The 16592-nt window shown below is 42.6% G+C and carries 16 protein-coding genes; 9 read left to right on the top strand and 7 right to left on the bottom strand.

The window, feature by feature from the left end; translation table 11 throughout:
• The first annotated feature begins 78 nt into the window (after positions 1–78).
• The 4 genes from V1500_RS14070 to V1500_RS14055 all read left to right on the top strand — a co-directional run bounded on the left by V1500_RS14070 (position 79) and on the right by V1500_RS14055 (position 3941).
• Positions 79–1035 carry a carbohydrate ABC transporter permease gene (locus V1500_RS14070; protein WP_409300118.1) on the top strand — a complete coding sequence of 319 codons (957 nt, stop codon included), beginning with the start codon at positions 79–81 and terminating at the stop codon, positions 1033–1035.
• Positions 1032–1874 (top strand): carbohydrate ABC transporter permease, encoded by an 843-nt coding sequence (locus V1500_RS14065; RefSeq protein WP_409300117.1) that lies wholly within the window; start codon positions 1032–1034, stop codon positions 1872–1874. Before V1500_RS14070 ends, V1500_RS14065 begins: the two co-directional genes overlap by 4 nt.
• Before the next feature lie 96 nt (positions 1875–1970).
• A complete protein-coding gene (locus tag V1500_RS14060; RefSeq protein ID WP_409300116.1) occupies positions 1971–2993 on the top strand; it encodes a LacI family DNA-binding transcriptional regulator in 1023 nt (340 codons plus the stop codon).
• A 21-nt stretch (positions 2994–3014) separates the two neighbouring features.
• Positions 3015–3941 (top strand): ROK family protein, encoded by a 927-nt coding sequence (locus V1500_RS14055; protein ID WP_409300114.1) that lies wholly within the window; start codon positions 3015–3017, stop codon positions 3939–3941.
• A gap of 382 nt (positions 3942–4323) precedes the next feature.
• Here the strand turns inward: V1500_RS14055 and V1500_RS14050 are convergent, their stop codons facing one another.
• On the bottom strand, positions 4324–4764 hold the full coding sequence (locus V1500_RS14050; protein ID WP_409300112.1) for a YybH family protein: 441 nt from the start codon (positions 4762–4764) through the stop codon (positions 4324–4326).
• Positions 4765–5218: 454 nt separating this feature from the next.
• Between V1500_RS14050 and V1500_RS14045 the strand changes: the two genes are divergently transcribed.
• Both V1500_RS14045 and V1500_RS14040 read left to right on the top strand, forming a co-directional pair.
• On the top strand, positions 5219–6922 hold the full coding sequence (locus V1500_RS14045) for an FAD-binding protein (RefSeq protein ID WP_409300111.1): 1704 nt from the start codon (positions 5219–5221) through the stop codon (positions 6920–6922).
• Positions 6919–7230 carry a 2Fe-2S iron-sulfur cluster-binding protein gene (locus V1500_RS14040; protein ID WP_409300110.1) on the top strand — a complete coding sequence of 104 codons (312 nt, stop codon included), beginning with the start codon at positions 6919–6921 and terminating at the stop codon, positions 7228–7230. Before V1500_RS14045 ends, V1500_RS14040 begins: the two co-directional genes overlap by 4 nt.
• Before the next feature lie 488 nt (positions 7231–7718).
• On the opposite strand, the gene V1500_RS14035 is transcribed toward V1500_RS14040, so the two are convergent.
• The 5 genes from V1500_RS14035 to pxpB form a co-directional block, all read right to left on the bottom strand.
• Complete coding sequence (locus V1500_RS14035; RefSeq protein WP_409300109.1) at positions 7719–8510, bottom strand: putative hydro-lyase; 792 nt, start codon at positions 8508–8510, stop codon at positions 7719–7721.
• Between the two features lie 22 nt (positions 8511–8532).
• Positions 8533–9723: an NRAMP family divalent metal transporter gene (locus tag V1500_RS14030; RefSeq protein ID WP_409300107.1), complete on the bottom strand. Its 1191-nt coding sequence runs from the start codon at positions 9721–9723 to the stop codon at positions 8533–8535.
• A gap of 64 nt (positions 9724–9787) precedes the next feature.
• Positions 9788–10558, bottom strand: a complete 771-nt coding sequence (locus V1500_RS14025) for a LamB/YcsF family protein (RefSeq protein WP_409300106.1) — start codon at positions 10556–10558, stop codon at positions 9788–9790.
• A 14-nt stretch (positions 10559–10572) separates the two neighbouring features.
• On the bottom strand, positions 10573–11574 hold the full coding sequence (locus tag V1500_RS14020; protein ID WP_409305996.1) for a biotin-dependent carboxyltransferase family protein: 1002 nt from the start codon (positions 11572–11574) through the stop codon (positions 10573–10575).
• Positions 11574–12287 (bottom strand): 5-oxoprolinase subunit PxpB, encoded by a 714-nt coding sequence (pxpB, locus tag V1500_RS14015; RefSeq protein ID WP_409300105.1) that lies wholly within the window; start codon positions 12285–12287, stop codon positions 11574–11576. The genes V1500_RS14020 and pxpB overlap by 1 nt, the downstream gene beginning before the upstream one ends.
• Before the next feature lie 1044 nt (positions 12288–13331).
• Here pxpB and V1500_RS14010 point away from each other — a divergent pair.
• From V1500_RS14010 to V1500_RS14000, 3 genes are read left to right on the top strand one after another with little or no spacing between them, the layout of a single operon-like run.
• On the top strand, positions 13332–14120 hold the full coding sequence (locus V1500_RS14010; protein WP_409300103.1) for an ABC transporter ATP-binding protein: 789 nt from the start codon (positions 13332–13334) through the stop codon (positions 14118–14120).
• A gap of 43 nt (positions 14121–14163) precedes the next feature.
• Positions 14164–15141: an ABC transporter substrate-binding protein gene (locus tag V1500_RS14005; protein ID WP_409300102.1), complete on the top strand. Its 978-nt coding sequence runs from the start codon at positions 14164–14166 to the stop codon at positions 15139–15141.
• 2 nt (positions 15142–15143) lie between these two features.
• Positions 15144–15932, top strand: a complete 789-nt coding sequence (locus V1500_RS14000) for an ABC transporter permease (RefSeq protein WP_409300101.1) — start codon at positions 15144–15146, stop codon at positions 15930–15932.
• 120 nt (positions 15933–16052) lie between these two features.
• Here the strand turns inward: V1500_RS14000 and V1500_RS13995 are convergent, their stop codons facing one another.
• Positions 16053–16487: a winged helix-turn-helix transcriptional regulator gene (locus V1500_RS13995; RefSeq protein ID WP_409300099.1), complete on the bottom strand. Its 435-nt coding sequence runs from the start codon at positions 16485–16487 to the stop codon at positions 16053–16055.
• Between the last annotated feature and the right edge of the window lie 105 nt (positions 16488–16592).

The following is a 16592-nucleotide window of genomic DNA, read 5'->3' as shown; positions in this document are numbered from 1 at the left end:
GAGGATATTTAAATGAACAGGGATATGGCAGCCTAAAAGGTGCCATATCCTATTTTAAAAGTGAAGCGGGGCCTGAACATGAGTATGGTAATTAAGAAAGAACCGGCACCAAAAGTGAGAAACAGGCGGTTCTTGTCCGAAGAAAAGAAAGATATGATTTCAGGTTATTTGTATATAGCGCCATTTTTCATTATTTTCTCTGTCATTGGTTTATATCCTGCGGTGTTCAGCATTTTTCTCGGGTTCCAGAAATGGAATGGATTAAGTCCGATGGAATATGTCGGCTTGGAAAATTTCAAGGTGGTTCTGACAGACCCGCTCTTTTGGAAGTCTGTATACAACACCATCGTTATGGGAATCATGGGTACGGCCCCACAATTGATCGTCGGGATCATTCTGGCCTATCTGCTCAACCTGGCTTTCCTCCGGTTCAGGAATTTCTTCCGAATTGCGATTTTTATGCCGTACATTACTTCTATGGTTGCGGTAGCCCTCATATTCGGCGTTTTATTCAGCGACCATGAATCTTCTCTGGCTAACTATGTATTGACCCTGATGGGACTGGATCCGGTGCATTGGGGGACTTCTGAATGGGGAACGAAGATCGCCATTTCCATCATGGTATTCTGGAGATGGGTTGGCTATAACACTATTATTTATCTTGCTGGAATACAAAGTATCCCAAATGACTTATACGAAGCTGCCACAATCGACGGGGCGAGCAGATTTCAGCAGCTGTTCTATATTACCATTCCGATGCTCAAGCCGTTTATTCTTTTGACGGTTTTCACATCAACGGTAGGGGCGCTTCAGCTGTTTTCCGAACCGACGATTTTCCTGGGGACAGGAGCATTCACACGCGACGAGGCCATGACAATCGTGATGTATTTGTACCGGGATGCCTTTAGATTGCAATCCTTTGGTACAGCTTCCGCGACAGCGATCATCCTGTTAATCATGATTTCAGTATTCGCGGTGATCAATACCTTACTTACATCGGGTGCTGGCAGAAAGAAAAGAGGTGTAAACCGATGAGCAATCCTGTGACTGGAAAAAAGTTCTCCTTTGGCCGGCTGATGGTTTATGTGTTTTTATGTCTTGCCGCTTTGCTTTCCATATTTCCTTTTTATTGGATGTTCGTGATGGCTACTAGGCCCAGCTCGGCCTATAATTCCATTCCTCCTACCATCACTCCGGGAAACCTTCTCATGGATAATTTCAAAAAGGTTCTCGAGCAAATCGATTTCTTCCATGCGATGTGGAACTCCTTTGTCATATGTGCGATTGTTACGATTGTGGTACTGGTAATCAGTTCCCTTGCAGGCTTCGCTTTTGCCAAGTTTAAATTCCCGGGAAAGAACGCATTTTTTATCGCCATATTATTAACGATGATCATTCCGCCGCAGCTTGGGCTGATTCCACAATTCTTCTTAATTTCGAAGGCGGGCCTGTTAGATACTCTGCCCGGCGTGATGGTCCTGTTCTTTTTGAATCCGCTTGGGATATTTCTCATGAGGCAATACATTAATGAGGCAGTGCCTGATGAATTGATTGAAGCATCTAAATTGGATGGAGCGTCCAACTTCAGGATTTATTTAAGTATTGTGATCCCGATTATCCTGCCTGCTTTCGCAACTTTAGGCATCATTGTATTTACGGCAGTATGGGGAGAATTCCTGTGGCAGTTTACCGTCCTCAGGGATCCGGAGAATTATACGATACAGGTGGCCCTTGCTCAACTTAGCAACACTAGGAATATTGACTTTGGAATGATCCTGTCAGGTGTTTTCTGGGCAACTGTTCCGTTATTGGTCATATTCCTCCTCTTCAATAGGCTGTTTATTTCAAGCATTACCGAAGGTTCTGTTAAGTGAGAATGTCTTATGCCTGCCGGGTATTGATTCGTTTTCCAACTCCTAGTAAGCTATCTTTATCGGAATATAATATTGTAGGGAAGTAGAAGGGATATAATGACTCTAACTATTAAAGATATCGCACAACTGGCAGGTGTTTCTTCAGCAACTGTATCTAAGGTTTTGAATAACTATGGAGGCATCAGTGAAAAAACGAAGAAGAATGTGATGGACGTCATTAATCAAATGGGTTATGAACCGAATTTCTCTGCAAGGTCGCTTGCATCGAAAAAGTCAAATTTAATCGGGCTGATCTATGCTGGAAAAATAAATGTGGATATGACACATCCCTACTTCAACGAGGTTATATCTTCTTTTAAAAAAAATATCGGTCTATTGGGCTATGACATTGTTTTGTTTTCAAATGAGAGATTTCGGCAGGATAATGGGAGCTATATTGCGAGATGCCGCCATTTCAATGTCGATGGTTGCCTGATTATCGCCGGTGAGGAAGTGGAAGAGGCTGTCTTCGAACTGGCGAAGAGCGAAATACCTTGTATAGGGATCGATATAGAGATTGAAGGTCCAAAATCAAGCTTTATCATGACAAATAATATAAACTTATCCAGGAAAGTAGTGGAGCATTTCTATCTGAATTCCATAAAAGAAATCGCTTATATCGGCGGCAGACGCGACTCCACCATTTCCAATTACCGAAAACAGGGATTTGTGGAGGCAATGAGCCAATTTGGGCTTGAAATGAAAGAAGAATGGGTGAGATATGGGGATTTCCATGAGGATAGCGGCTATAATGCGATGAAGGAGATTTTACAAACCAGGCCTTTTCCAAAAGCTATATATGCGGCGTCAGATTTAATGGCATTGGGTGCGCTTCAGGCTATCAAGGAAAAAGGGCTGAAGGTGCCGGATGATATCAAGGTGATTGGCTGTGATGATATCGCTGCCTGCCGGTACAGTGATCCGAAATTAACAACAGTTAAGCAGGATAAGGATAAATTCGGGAAATTATCCGCTTACATGCTTAATGATCTAATCAACGGAAAGTCTAAATTAAAGCCAGTGTTTATTGATTCTGAACTGGTGGTCCGTGAATCATGCGGCAGTGCGCAGCAGGAATAGGCAGAGTGGAGGGAGTCAGTATTGAATTATTATGCGGTTTTTGATGTAGGCGGGACTTCTACTAAATATGCTCTCATGAACGAGACTGGGGAGTTTATAGAAAAATCCTCCATGGATACTCCTAAAGACAGTCTTGAGCAATTGATGGATTTACTGGATTCGACAGTTAAAGAATTTGAAAAAAAACGCAAGTTGAGAGGAATCGCACTCAGTATGCCGGGTGCCGTCAATGTAGAAGAAGGTGTAATTGAAGGGGCAAGTGCCCTTCCATATGTCCATGGTCCGAACATTCGGAGCATCCTTGAAAAACGGACCGGACTTCCTGTCGACCTGGAAAATGATGCTAATTGCGCAAGTCTTGCTGAAGGCTGGATTGGTGCTGCAAGGGATGTAAAGGACTATATTTGTATTGTGATTGGTACAGGTATAGGGGGGGCTGTTGTTCTTGATAAGAGGATACGTCACGGAAAGAACCTCCATGCGGGAGAATTTGGCTTTATGATTATGGAAGACTACCTGGATCAGCCGATGGGAACCAGCTGGAGTTCAGTTGGCTCTACAGAGGCCATAGTGCAGCTTGTGGCAAAAAGAAAGGGAAGGGACGCTTCGGGATTGGATGGGAAAATGGTGTTTGAAATGGCTGATCATGGAGATAAAGAGGTCCAGGACGAAATACGGAAGTTTACAAAGCGTATAGCAGTCGGCATTTTAAATCTTCAATATGCCATTGATCCAGAAAAAATCCTGATCGGCGGAGCGATCAGTGAGAGAGAAGAACTCATTGATCAGATCAATGAAACATTGAGCAGCATGAAATCAAATATGCACCGTTTATCAGTCAAGGTGGAAGCTTGCAGATTCGGAAATGACTCCAATTTGATTGGGGCCTTGTATCATTTCCTCCAGCGAAAGCAAAATGCCGATCTTGCCCAAACAAATTTTATATAAGGATCAGAGATTAGGAACAAGTTTCTAATCTCTTTTCTTTTAGTAAGGAATATATTTTCTTTTTGAATCTATAACATCTTAACAAATGCAGCAGCAATTTCGGTAAGTGAAACTGTAAAACGCGTAATGGAGCTTCCATATGTATCCTACACAATAACGGTTTTCCGTTCCTTGCTCTTTATTGAAGGCTCTGTTAAACGACACTGTTTTTTTTTGCAAAAAAGAGCCATATGAGGCCCTGCTGCTATTGCTTGCTTCAACTAAAGATTCCGATAGTTTAAGTACATATTTTCGCATTCTTTTATAGTAACCTGACCTTTTACGCAATAGAAAAGCTGCTGGATAAGCAGCCCCTATTCTTATACAAATTAACGGTATCTTTTTACCCAAAATTAAAAATACCCTTTCCAGTTTCCATATTTATTGGTAAGGATGAATGTTCGTGAGTTATTAGCCAGAAATCATCTTCTTTTTTTAATCCAAATGTGAAACGATTTTTCGTTTGACGAAGTTTTTCTCCCGATTCTATATCGTGTGCTGCAAAGGTAACAGCACAATGAACAAATGCAAGATTCAAATTTTCTGTTACTACTAAGTCATCGAAATCAACATTAAGTGAAACACCGTCCACCTTCAACCCATTAAACCATTCTTCCACATTTGCCCTCCAGGGGGAGATACCCTTCATCTCCCAGTTACCCCAGCAATCATATATATGTATTTCAGGGGCATAGGTCGATAAGAATCTTTCAACATCTTTTTCGTAAACTGAAGACTTGTAATTTTCTAGCACGTCCTGAACTTTGATAAAATTACCCTTCATCAAATTCATCCCCTTTATTTCAAGTATTTATAGAAACACTTCCATTTTACTATTATTTGAATGAAACCCATTTTTTGTATAGGGATTCCCCATCTTCAGAGCGTGCAACCATATTCGTGTAATTCCACTTTTGTTCTTTCTCCAATACATTGGAACATTGTATAAAATTAAACACCATAAACGCCCTTTTCTTTAAGATTCTTACATTATATATTCCTCATTATAGGTAAACTTTCCTTTTTTAACTAACCTGCCCTTTAGCCTGAGCAAGAAATTCAACAAGATCCTTTAACGGAATCTTATTAAAGGAGGAAAGCTGCAAAATGGAAGAAGAAATAAGATATTGTTTTGAAATATCTGAATTTGTAATAAAATAGGTAAGAATATAACTTATCCCATACAGTATTTGGATAAACATTTTTACATAAGGAGCAAATATATAAGGGGGTTCGATATGGCTAGTAATGTTTTTAATGCAGATGTCCTGGTTATCGGGTCTGGTGCTGCCGGAATGATGGCTGCCCGTGCTGCAGCGGAAAAAGGGGCAAATGTCATTATCGCGGATAAAAGTCTAGTAGGAAGAGGCGGGGCAACGATTCTGGCCCAAATGACGGTGGCAGTTGCTCTAGGCGAGGCAGAGGAAGATAATCCTGACATTCACTTTCAAGATACCATGGACGGTGCAAGAGGGCTTGCCGATCCGGAAATCGTTCGCACAATTGTTAACAGGGCACCGGAAGTCATCCTTGAAGTGGAAGGGTATGGAGTGAAATGGGCACGGACTGCTGATGGAAAGAGGTCTCAGGTTGTATCTCCCGGACATTCACGCCGAAGATGCGTTTATGTCGATATTCTGAATACAGGAGGCGCCACGACTCAGGGATTGCGAAAAGCGATATGGAAAGACAGCAGGATCACCCGGTTAAAAAATGTTATGATTACCCGCCTTGTGAAGGAGAATGGAAGTGTTGCAGGGGCGGTCGGATTTTCAATGGAAAAGATGGTTCCAGTTGGCATCAGCGCGTCCCGTGTCATTTTAGCCACAGGAGGGCTTACTGAAGCATATGAAAGGAACAGTGCCTCAACGAATATGACTGGTGACGGATTCTGTCTTGCCGCTGAGGCTGGTGCAGAGCTATATGACATGGAAATGGTGCAATTTTTTCCGATTGCCCATCTTTTCCCTCCGCTAGTCGGCATTGACCCGATTATGTGGGACCCGTTTCGCTATAAACTCGGCGGGCGCTTGTTGAACGGAGAGCATGAGGAGTTTATGGACCGTTATGCCGGGGAACAGGCAGGAAAATATACTGCTACGCGAGATATGACGAGCTATGCCATATTTAAGGAAGTGGAGGCTGGACGGGGGACGCCGCATGGAGGAGCCTTTCTCGATTTCCGGATGGTACCGGCAGAAAAGCTGAAGGAAGGCTTCGGTCCGGTTATCGATATTTTGCAATCCCAGGGAGTTGACCTCACGAAGGATCTGGTAGAAGTGGCCCCAATGGCTCATTTTATGCTTGGCGGCGTCAAGGTGGATAAAGATATGAATACAACTGTTCCAGGCCTGATTGCCTGTGGAGAGCTCATTCTTGGAATGCACGGAGCAAATCGTCTTTCAGGAAATGCCATTACTGAAGCTCTTGTAACGGGAAGGATTGCCGGAGAGACAGCTGCTGCTTTTCAAGAAGAACCTTTTTTTTCAGCTATAGAAGAAGAGCTGAAGATTGAGTGGATGAACCTTCATAATTTCTGGCATCCAAGGTATACAGAGAAGGATGATCGATCCATGCTAAAAATGAGGCGGCAACTCCAAATGGCTTTATGGAAGGGCGCCGGTCCGCTGAGGACGGAAGAATCTCTAGATATTGCCTTAACAGAAGTACGACAGCTGCGCGAAGCCTGCAAAAACACTGCCCTGGCAAAACAAGAGAGCTTTGCTTTGTCGATGGTAGAAAAACTTGAAACCTTTAACATGGCTCTTATCGGGGAATCTATTATTCTGGGAGCAATGTCACGAAAGGAATCAAGAGGGGCCCATGTTCGACTAGATTATCCTGACCAACAGCCAGAGGCCTATCATTTACGGTTTACTTTACTCGAACCAGAAAAATGGGAGCTGGAAATGCTTCCGGTTAGCGAGGAGGGATTATATTGAGCACCATTAAATTAAGTGTCCTAAGAGGGGATGCAAAACAAGGCAGCGAACTGGCAGAATATGAAGTTCCATATATGGAAGGCTCCAGTTTGCTGGATTGTATCTTCTGGATTCGCGAACATATTGATCCTTCACTTTCAGTAAGGTATTCCTGTAAGTCAGCAAATGCCTGCAAGGAATGTATGGCCCTTGTAGATGGAAAGGCTGGATACCTCTGCAGCATCCGGGCCAAGCAGGATACAAGCGTAAAGATCGAACCACTTAAGGGGCGGCCGTGGCTGAAGGATTTAACCGTTGAAATGGAGTAATTGCTTTCTATAAGGGAGAAGGAGAAGGAAGGACGTGTGCAGCATGTTCTTCCTTGCTGTTATGAAGGACCTTTCTGCATGTGTATCACAGTATTGGTCTTCATTGCCGTGATGAAGGGATTCTTCTGGATCGTTTCTGCTAGATTTGGTAGATCATTGCTTTTATAAAAGAAATTCCTTGATTTAAGTTGATAGATTGTGTCCTTCACACTTTACAAGGAGGACCTGATTCAGTTTTTTTTAGCAAGATCGTGTCGTTCAAGATGTTAGCATGAGACTAAGCCCTTTTAAAAACGGGATGCTGAAAAACAATCGAGACAAAGGCATATAGTCCGTCATACTATCCATATATATCAAGCAAAAAATGAAACTCTGCGGGGGGCTGCCAACATGTAATGAAAATAGTAATATATTGAGGAAAGATGTTTTTCAAAATTCTCAAAACACACAAAAAAACTCGTCAATATATGACGAGTTTTTCCTTTACATTATAATACGCTGAATTGCTCATTTTTCAAGTCAGTTACAAACATATGACCAGGTGCATGGGTAATCATGATTTCCGGTTTCACATGCATGGCAACGGCTTGAGGGGTAACACCGCAGGCCCAAAAGACAGGAACTTCACCTGGTTTGACGGTGACACTGTCGCCAAAATCGGGACGATTGATATCCTCGATTCCTATAGCTGCCGGGTTTCCGATATGGAGAGGTGCTCCATGTACGGAAGGGAAGCGGCTTGTGACCTGGACTGCACGGATGGCATCTTTTTCGGTCATTGGACGCATGCTGACAACGGTCGGGCCTTCAAACCTTCCTGCCTTTACGGTAGGTATGTTTGTTTTGTACATTGGTACATTGCGTTCTTCTTCTATGTGCCGGATTGGGATGCCGTTTTTCAAGAGGGCTTCCTCGAATGTAAAGCTGCACCCAATCAGAAATCCGACCATCGATTCGTCCCACAGTTCTGTAACGTCAGTTAGTTCTTCAGTAAAAACGCCATTCCGGTATACCCTGTATTTAGGAATGTCTGTTCTAATATCTGCATCAGGGGCAGACAGGGCGGGAACACCGGAGCCTGGCATGGTCACATCGATGATCGGACAAGATTTTGGGTTTCGCTGGCAGAATAGAAGAAATTCGAAAGCCAAATCTTTTGGCAATACCGCAAGATTCGCCTGAATATAGCCATTGGCCAAGCCTGCAGTAGGTTTAACCCACTGATTTTGGCGAATCATTTCACGCACTTGGTTTGGTGTTACTGCTTCAGTTATGCTCATAAATGTATACCTCCAATCAATTTTATTTAAATAGCTGTGGAATGCCGTTTATTAAAGAGTACCCGCCCATGATGGCCATAGCGATAACGATAACAATTCCAAAGACTGTCATCCAGATTGGGTGTTTATAATCGCCGACAATTTTAGTCCTGTGAGCTGCTACTAGCATTACTCCTAGTGCGATCGGTAAAATCAATCCATTTAACGATCCAACTAATACAAGGATTTTTACCGGTCTTCCGATTAACACAAAAACTATAGTAGAAATAGCTATGAATGCAACAATCGTCAGATTATGATATTTGTTAACGGTTTTGCTTAGAGTCTGAATGAATGAAACAGAAGTATAAGCTGCTCCGACTACGGATGTAACGGCCGCTGCCCACATGACGACACCAAAAATCTTGTAGCCGACATTTCCTGCTGCAAGCTTAAAAACGGAAGCAGGGGGGTTGGCAGGATCTATGGCCAATCCTTGTGCCACAATACCAAGAGCGGCAAGGAACAGGAAAATCCTCATGATGGAGGCAATACCTATAGCGCTGACAGCACTTTTTGTCACTTCAGGCAATGCTTCCTTTCCTTTGATGCCAGCGTCCAATAAACGATGGCCTCCAGCGAAAGTAATGTATCCTCCGACTGTACCACCGACAAGTGTGACGATTGCAAGAAGATCGATTTTATCTGGAATAAAGGTTTTAACAACCGCTTCTCCAACAGGAGGCTGGGCTGTGAACATGACGTAAACCGTTAGGGCAATCATTACAAATCCCATAATCTGGGCGAAACGATCCATCGCTTTTCCGGCTTCACGAACCAGGAAGATACCGATTGCAACAATTCCACTTAACAAAGCGCCCATTTCCGGAGACCAGCCGAACAAAACGTTTACCCCAAGACCGGCTCCTGCAATATTTCCGATGTTAAAAGCGAGACCTCCGAGAACGATAAGAAAGGCCAGGAAATAGCCCAGTCCAGGAAGGACGTCGTTTGCAATATCCTGGGCTCGTTTACCTGAAACGGCGATGATCCTCCAGATATTCATCTGGGCTCCAATATCAATGATGATTGATATTAAGATAACGAACCCAAAGCTTGCAAGCAGAGTCTGTGTAAACACGGTTGTCTGCGTAAGGAAGCCTGGTCCGATCGCTGAGGTCGCCATCAAGAAGGCGGCACCCAGCAGTACACTTGCTGTTGATTTTTTCTCCATAAATACCCCCCTAAATATTTGGCAAGCGCTTCCCTGTATTTTAACACCGCGCTTGCCGCTTTTTTTATTTTATAAAGCTGCCAATATTGGCAACTGTTATACCCGATTCTTTCAAAGCGCTTGTTATGTATTTAGCAAAGTCCAGCGCACTTTCTCCATCCCCGTGGATGCAGATGGTGTCAGCCTGTATCGTGAGATCGGTTCCTTGAAGGGATGTTACTTTTCCATCTTTGACCATCCTGATGACCTGGTTGACGGCTAGCTCGTGATCCTTAATAAGCGCATTTGCTTCACGCCTGGAGGTTAGGGAACCATCCTCCTGGTAAGTGCGGTCTGAGAAGACTTCATTTGCACTGCGAAGGCCGATTTTTTTGCCTGCTTTAATTAATTCGCTGCCAGCAAGGCCAAAAAAGACGAGCTCAGGATCGACTTTATACACGGCTTCAGCAATTGCATCAGCGAGGGATGCATTTTTAGCCGCCATGTTGAATAGGGCCCCATGCGGTTTTACATGCTGGATTTTTCCGCCTTCGGCTTTGACAAATGCATATAGTGCACCAATTTGATATAAGACAAGGTCGTAGGCTTCCTGAGGAGAAATATTCATCTCGCGCCTGCCAAAGCCAACAAGATCCTGAAGGCCTGGGTGGACACCGATCCCCACATTTTTTTCAAGAGCCAGCTTCACTGTTTTCCTCATTGTCGCTGGGTCTCCAGCATGGAAACCGCATGCGATATTAGCGGAAGTCACATAATCGAGGATTTCAGCATCTCTGCCGAGTGTGTATGCTCCAAAGCTTTCTCCCATGTCGCAGTTAATGTCTACGAATACCATTTTCACATTTCCTCCTATCTGAATTTCAATAATATCCCATTCTTCAGCTGTTTTAATTCAGCCTCTCTTTCAAGATAGAGGGCCTGAGCTGCTTCATGGCTTACTTCACTGAAACGGATGCGGTCTCCCGGCTTGGCCTGGGCAATGATTGGCAAATCAACGGATGCAATCTGGCCGATCTTAGGGTAGCCTCCGGTTGTTTGCCTGTCTGCCAGTAGGACAATTGGACTTCCCTCGGAAGGAACTTGTATCGAACCAAAGCTTACTGCTTCAGAAATCAATTCTTCCGGTTTTTCCAGCTGTAAAAAGGGGCCTTTCAACCGATATCCCATTCGGTCCGATTGGGGAGTGACTTCAAACGTCTCGCTAAAAAATTTATATCTGCTAACCTCAGAAAATAAATGATATTGATTCCCTTTAATTACCCGGATTGCTGCATCTTTTCGGTAAGCAGGAGTTAAATTGCTTGCAACGGACCATTCCATCTCGGCAAATTGGCGGTCTTTGGCTTGTCGTGCCAGATATTCCATTATGGAAATCGAAAGATCGCCAGGCTGATGGAATGGAATAGAGTCTCCTGCTTTTAGGGCCCTTCCTTTAAATCCGCCGATACCTGCTCTTAAATAAGTTGATTTGCTGTCCATGACCTCCTTAACGTTAAAGCCGCCTGCCACCGAAAGATAAGTTCTGCTGCCGGACTTTGCAGGGCCGAAAGTCAGCTTGCTTCCTTTTTTTACAAAAATGCTCCGCCAAGGTCTTACCAATGTTCCGTTAATGGAAGGGGATAAGTCGCCTCCGCAAATGGAAATGAGGCTGTCTTCCTCAAATTGGATAGCAGGCCCTAACAAGGTTATTTCCAGAGTCGGCTCGTTTTCATCATTGCCGACCAAGATATTGGCAATACGGTGGGAGAGCTTGTCCATAACGCCGCTTGCAATGACTCCGTATTTTTGATACCCATATCTTCCTAAATCCTGAACACTTGTCAGGAGACCCGGTTTAATTACCGTTATCATCATTGATCTCCTCCCAGTGCCAAATATTCATCAAAGGTGATGGGATTAAATTTAATTTTGTCTCCTGCCCTAAGGAGGGTAGGAGGAGCCTCTTCCGGAAGGAAAAGATCGATAGGTGTCCTTCCAATAAGCTGCCAGCCGCCAGGTGTTTCGATTGGATACACTCCTGTTTGCTTACCGGCAATGCCTACTGTCCTAGGCGGGATTTTTAATCGCGGTGTATCTTTTCTTGGGGTTGCAATTTTTTCTGACATCCCGCCGATATATGGGAATCCAGGCGCAAATCCAATCATATATACAATATAATCGCCGCTGGAATGGATCTGTATCACTTCTTCTGGAGTCAAGCCATTATGTTCTGCTACGATTTGCAAATCCGGGCCTAAGTCTCCGCCATAACACACCGGAATTTCGATAATGCGCTGGTCTTCATGCTTGCCGGCTTGAAGACCAGACAATAAGGTCTTTAAATTGGAGCATACAATATCATATGGCAGCTTATCTACTAGACTTTTATGATTAATCACCTTTACCGGGTCGTAAAATAAAGTGACAGTTGTAAACGCTGGTATGTATTCGACTATCCAGTCCGCTGTATTTTTATCCAATAAAGCGGTTATTAATTGAACTTTCTTTTGAGTTTCCTCATTTATATCATTTCCAACCTGAATAATTACTGCGTGGTCCCCTAAAGGCTGTAAGCTAAAATCCATTTCTTCACTTCCTGTGAGATAGTTTCCTAGAATTATTCCCTTAATTATACGAAAATATTGAGAATTAGCAAATCAGAAGACTAACAAATTTATATATCTATATAATTTGAACCAGGGTTTGTGTATTTGGTCCATCTGTATTAAGAAACTGTTGATTGGAGCGGATATATATATAGCTTTCTGTTGAGAACACGGAGTTGCGATTGTGACAGCCGATATTATTAAGTTCTGGAATGAGAAACGATTTATCTAAGAAGACAGAACAAAAAAACGCTGATTATTTTTCACGCGCGGGTTTTGACCCTGAAATAGCCTTCTTACAGAACTTTTAGACGAAAGAAGATTGAAAACTTCTTGGAAAACTCTGCAAAAAACTCCAGCACAATCGATTTGATGATTCCTTTGCGAGATAGCAAAGAAATGAATGGAGACCTGGCAATTCTGGATACCAACCAGCAAAATCGGAATGGGAGTTTTCGAATCTTCTATTATACATCCTGGGTATATGAGGTAAAGGTTTCGATACGGAGGCTTTTCATTGACCTTTCACTACATATTAACATGCTAAATTTAATAAGGAATGGAAGTATCTGTATGCCTTCAATAATTATAGGGCGCTATAAGAACATAATAAAGCGTTTTAAGGGTTGAGATTTATTTCCATCAGGGAATAAAGTTATAACATTTTGATGGGTCTGTTAAAAGGCACAGCCATTTCATATAATTGTAAGATACAAAATGAAATGGTGCTGAGGTTTTCAGCACTTTTTTTCTCATGTGAGAGTTTCATATAGTAAACCTAAGGAAATACAGTGTTATGTGGCATGATTATTCTGCCCATGCAATAAACTGCTTCAGAAAACTCTTTCAATTTCCACAATTATTAGTAATATTGTTATATTAGATTGATTTATATGACAAAGTATAATAAAATTACTTACAATACATAAATCTCACTAAGTTGATAGGGATTAAGTGGATTGTACAATTCATTCCTGAAAAATATGAAACTGGTTAGAAACTCAGAAAGGCAGGTAGGAGTATTTGTCTGATAATTCAGCATTAATTAAAGTTGAGGAAGTAAGCAAGAGCTTTTCAAACCGGAATCGTTCAGAACAGGTTCTTCAGAATATATCCTTTGATATTAAGAAAGGTGAAATCATTTCATTGCTAGGGCCGAGCGGCTGTGGAAAAAGTACATTATTAAACATAATTGGCGGCTTTGAAAAATCAGACAGCGGGGATGTCTTTCTCGAGGGGAAAACAGTTGACAGGCCAAGCAAGCGCTGTGTAATGCTTTTTCAAAATTATGGTCTCTTGCCATGGAGATCCGTCTTGAAAAACGTAGAGCTGGGCCTGGAAGGTCTAGACCTTTCCAAAGAGGAGAGGATGGACCGTGCTTATCATTATTTGAAACTTGTGGGACTTGATAGTAAGACCGGATTATTCCCTGCCGAATTATCAGGGGGAATGCAGCAGAGAGTCGCCATTGCACGTGCACTTGCTCTTCAGCCGGAATTAATTCTGATGGATGAGCCTTTTGCTGCATTGGATACCTTTAACCGTTACTATCTACAGGATGAACTGTTAAACATCCATCGGAATGAAGAGACGACGATCATATTGGTAACCCATGATATCGATGAAGCCGTATACCTGTCAGATCGAATTTTTATCATGAATGCAAATCCAGGTCGTATACAGAGGGAATTGCACGTCGATACATCAAGACCGAGGGATCGTAGCCACAGCGATTTCCAGCACTACCGGAAAATCATCCTCGATGAATTTCACCTTAACCATCCGGCAAGACCGGTGGAATTCAACATCTAGAAAAGATAAAAGTAAACAAGGTACTAATAGGAGGATAATAAGGATGAGGAAAAAGTATCAAAAGCTTATCATGATTTTTTTAGCTGCACTGATGGTTTTCAGTCTGGCAGCCTGCGGCTCCAGCGAGAATTCAAGTAAGGGTGGCAGCAAGGACGAAAAACGTAAGGTTAAGATTGGATACCTGCCAATCACCCATGCAATGCCTTTATTCATTGAAAGTGAAGATGGCAAGGAAAACTTCAAAAATATTGAGCTGGAGCTTGTTAAATTCGGTTCATGGCCAGAATTGCTCGATGCTTTGAATACTGGACGTATCGATGGTGCTTCTGTATTGATCACGCTAGCCATGAAGGCGAAAGAGAGCGGTATAGACCTTAAAGCGGTGGCTTTGGGACACAGGGATGGAAACGTCCTGGTTGTTAATAAAGATATTAATAAAATTGAAGATTTAAAGGGTAAAAGCTTTGCGATTCCACATAAATTCTCTACGCATAATATCCTGCTGCATCAGGCTCTGAAGCAAGCAGGGATGAAATACGAAGATGTCAAAGCTGTAGAGCTTCCGCCTGCGGAAATGCCGGCTGCCCTTTCAGAAGGAAGGATTGCTGGATATGTTGTAGCAGAGCCATTTGGTGCGGTATCTGTTGCGCTGGATAAAGGAAAAGTCTTGTATCAGGATCAGGATGTCTGGAAGGATTCCATAGACTGTGCACTTGTACTTCGAAATGATTTTATCCAAGAAGATGGTAACTATGCTCAGGAGCTTGTGAATGAATATGTGAAGGCAGGGGAAACTGCCGAGAAAAAAGACAGCCATGTACATGATGTCTCTTCTAAATTCATGAAGGTGGACAAAAAGGTAATGGACGTATCACTAAAGTGGATCTCTTATGATGAGTTAAGGATCGATGAGGCATCTTACGATGAATTGACCACTAATCTAAAAGAAATGAAATTGCTTGATAATCCTCCTTCTTATAAGGATTTTATCGACAATACATTGATTGATAAGGCGAAGTGATTATGGGCAGATTTAAGACAATAAGTAATGTGATCATTGGATTTGTCATATTGCTTGCTGTATGGCAAACTTCGATTATGATCGGCAAGTATGATGAAGCACTATTCCCTCCTCCATTGAAAGTATGCGAGGGGATTTTGAGCCTCATTGAAGATGGAACGATTTTCACCCACTTCAGGGTCAGTCTGTTTCGTTTCCTGGTCGGCTATTTGCTGGCTGCAGTTATTGCAATTGTGCTGGGTCTTGTCCTTGGCAGATTAACGAGGGTTTGGAATGTCCTTGATCCAATCGTTCAGGTGCTGAGGCCAGTTTCCCCAATCGCCTGGTCGCCATTCATCGTGTTATGGTTCGGCATTGGGGACGTCCCGGCCATCGTCATCATTTTTATTGCTGCCTTTTTCCCGATACTACTTTCCACTGTGTCGGCAGTAAAGAAGGTTGACAAGACATACCTGAAGATTGCGCAGAATTTCGAAATGAAACCGGCCGATCTTATGAAAAAAATCATTTTCCCTGCATCCTTCCCGTACATTGCAAATGGGCTTCATATTGCTGTAGGTACAGCGTGGATTTTCCTTGTGGCAGGAGAGATGGTGGGGGCTCAGTCAGGCCTTGGATACCTGATTGTAGATGCAAGAAATTCCATTCGTTTGGACCTGGTCCTTGCGGGAATTATCTTTATCGGTATTTCGGGGCTGCTTCTTGATAAAGCGGTAGGCCTTTTCGAAAGATGGATCCAAAGGCAGTGGGGCGGAAATGGAAGAAACCTTAAAAAAAAGACAGAGAGTTAATTTCTCTGTCTTTTATTTCATGAAGGTTATAGATTTATAGTTTTGCTTTTTTCTGCTTTGCCCTGAGTATGGAGGCAAAATTTCAAATCTATAATTTTTATAAAAATTGTCGCTGCCTAGTTAGATTTCTTCCTGCAAGACCAAGACTTCGAGGTCATCTACATTTTTTTCGCAGCATGGACAGTAATAAGAAATTTCAACCTCGTGGCCGCATGGCTGATGAATCAGCTTTTTATAACATTTTTTCAGATGGTTTTGTCCCCATAGAATTAAGGAATTGAAAACATGCTCCAGTGCCCTGCCGCTTTCTGTCAGTTCATAACGATATCGGGGTGGATGGGTGGAATACAATTCTGAAACAACCAGCCCGTTTTCCTCGAGATGCTTTAAACGGTCTGATAATAGATTGGAAGAGAGTCCGTCCAATCCCTTCTTAATCTCATTAAATGTGGTATGCCCAATCAGTATCTCATGTATGATTAAAAGCGTCCAACGGTCTCCAATGATGTTAAGAGACTGGGCAATATTACAGGGCAGGTTATATCTGTCTTTCATGTTATGTCCTCCAAAATTATGTTTATTGCGTAAATTATAACATAAAATCTAAAAGTTGTTTTTTTTAACTAAGTATAATAAAATAACTTAGGAAAGCTATTTCGA

Source organism: Peribacillus sedimenti (assembly GCF_046237635.1).
GTDB lineage: Bacteria > Bacillota > Bacilli > Bacillales > DSM-1321 > Peribacillus > Peribacillus sedimenti.
Note: the sequence above shows the minus strand (reverse complement) of the source record. Positions and strands in the feature narration are given on the sequence as shown.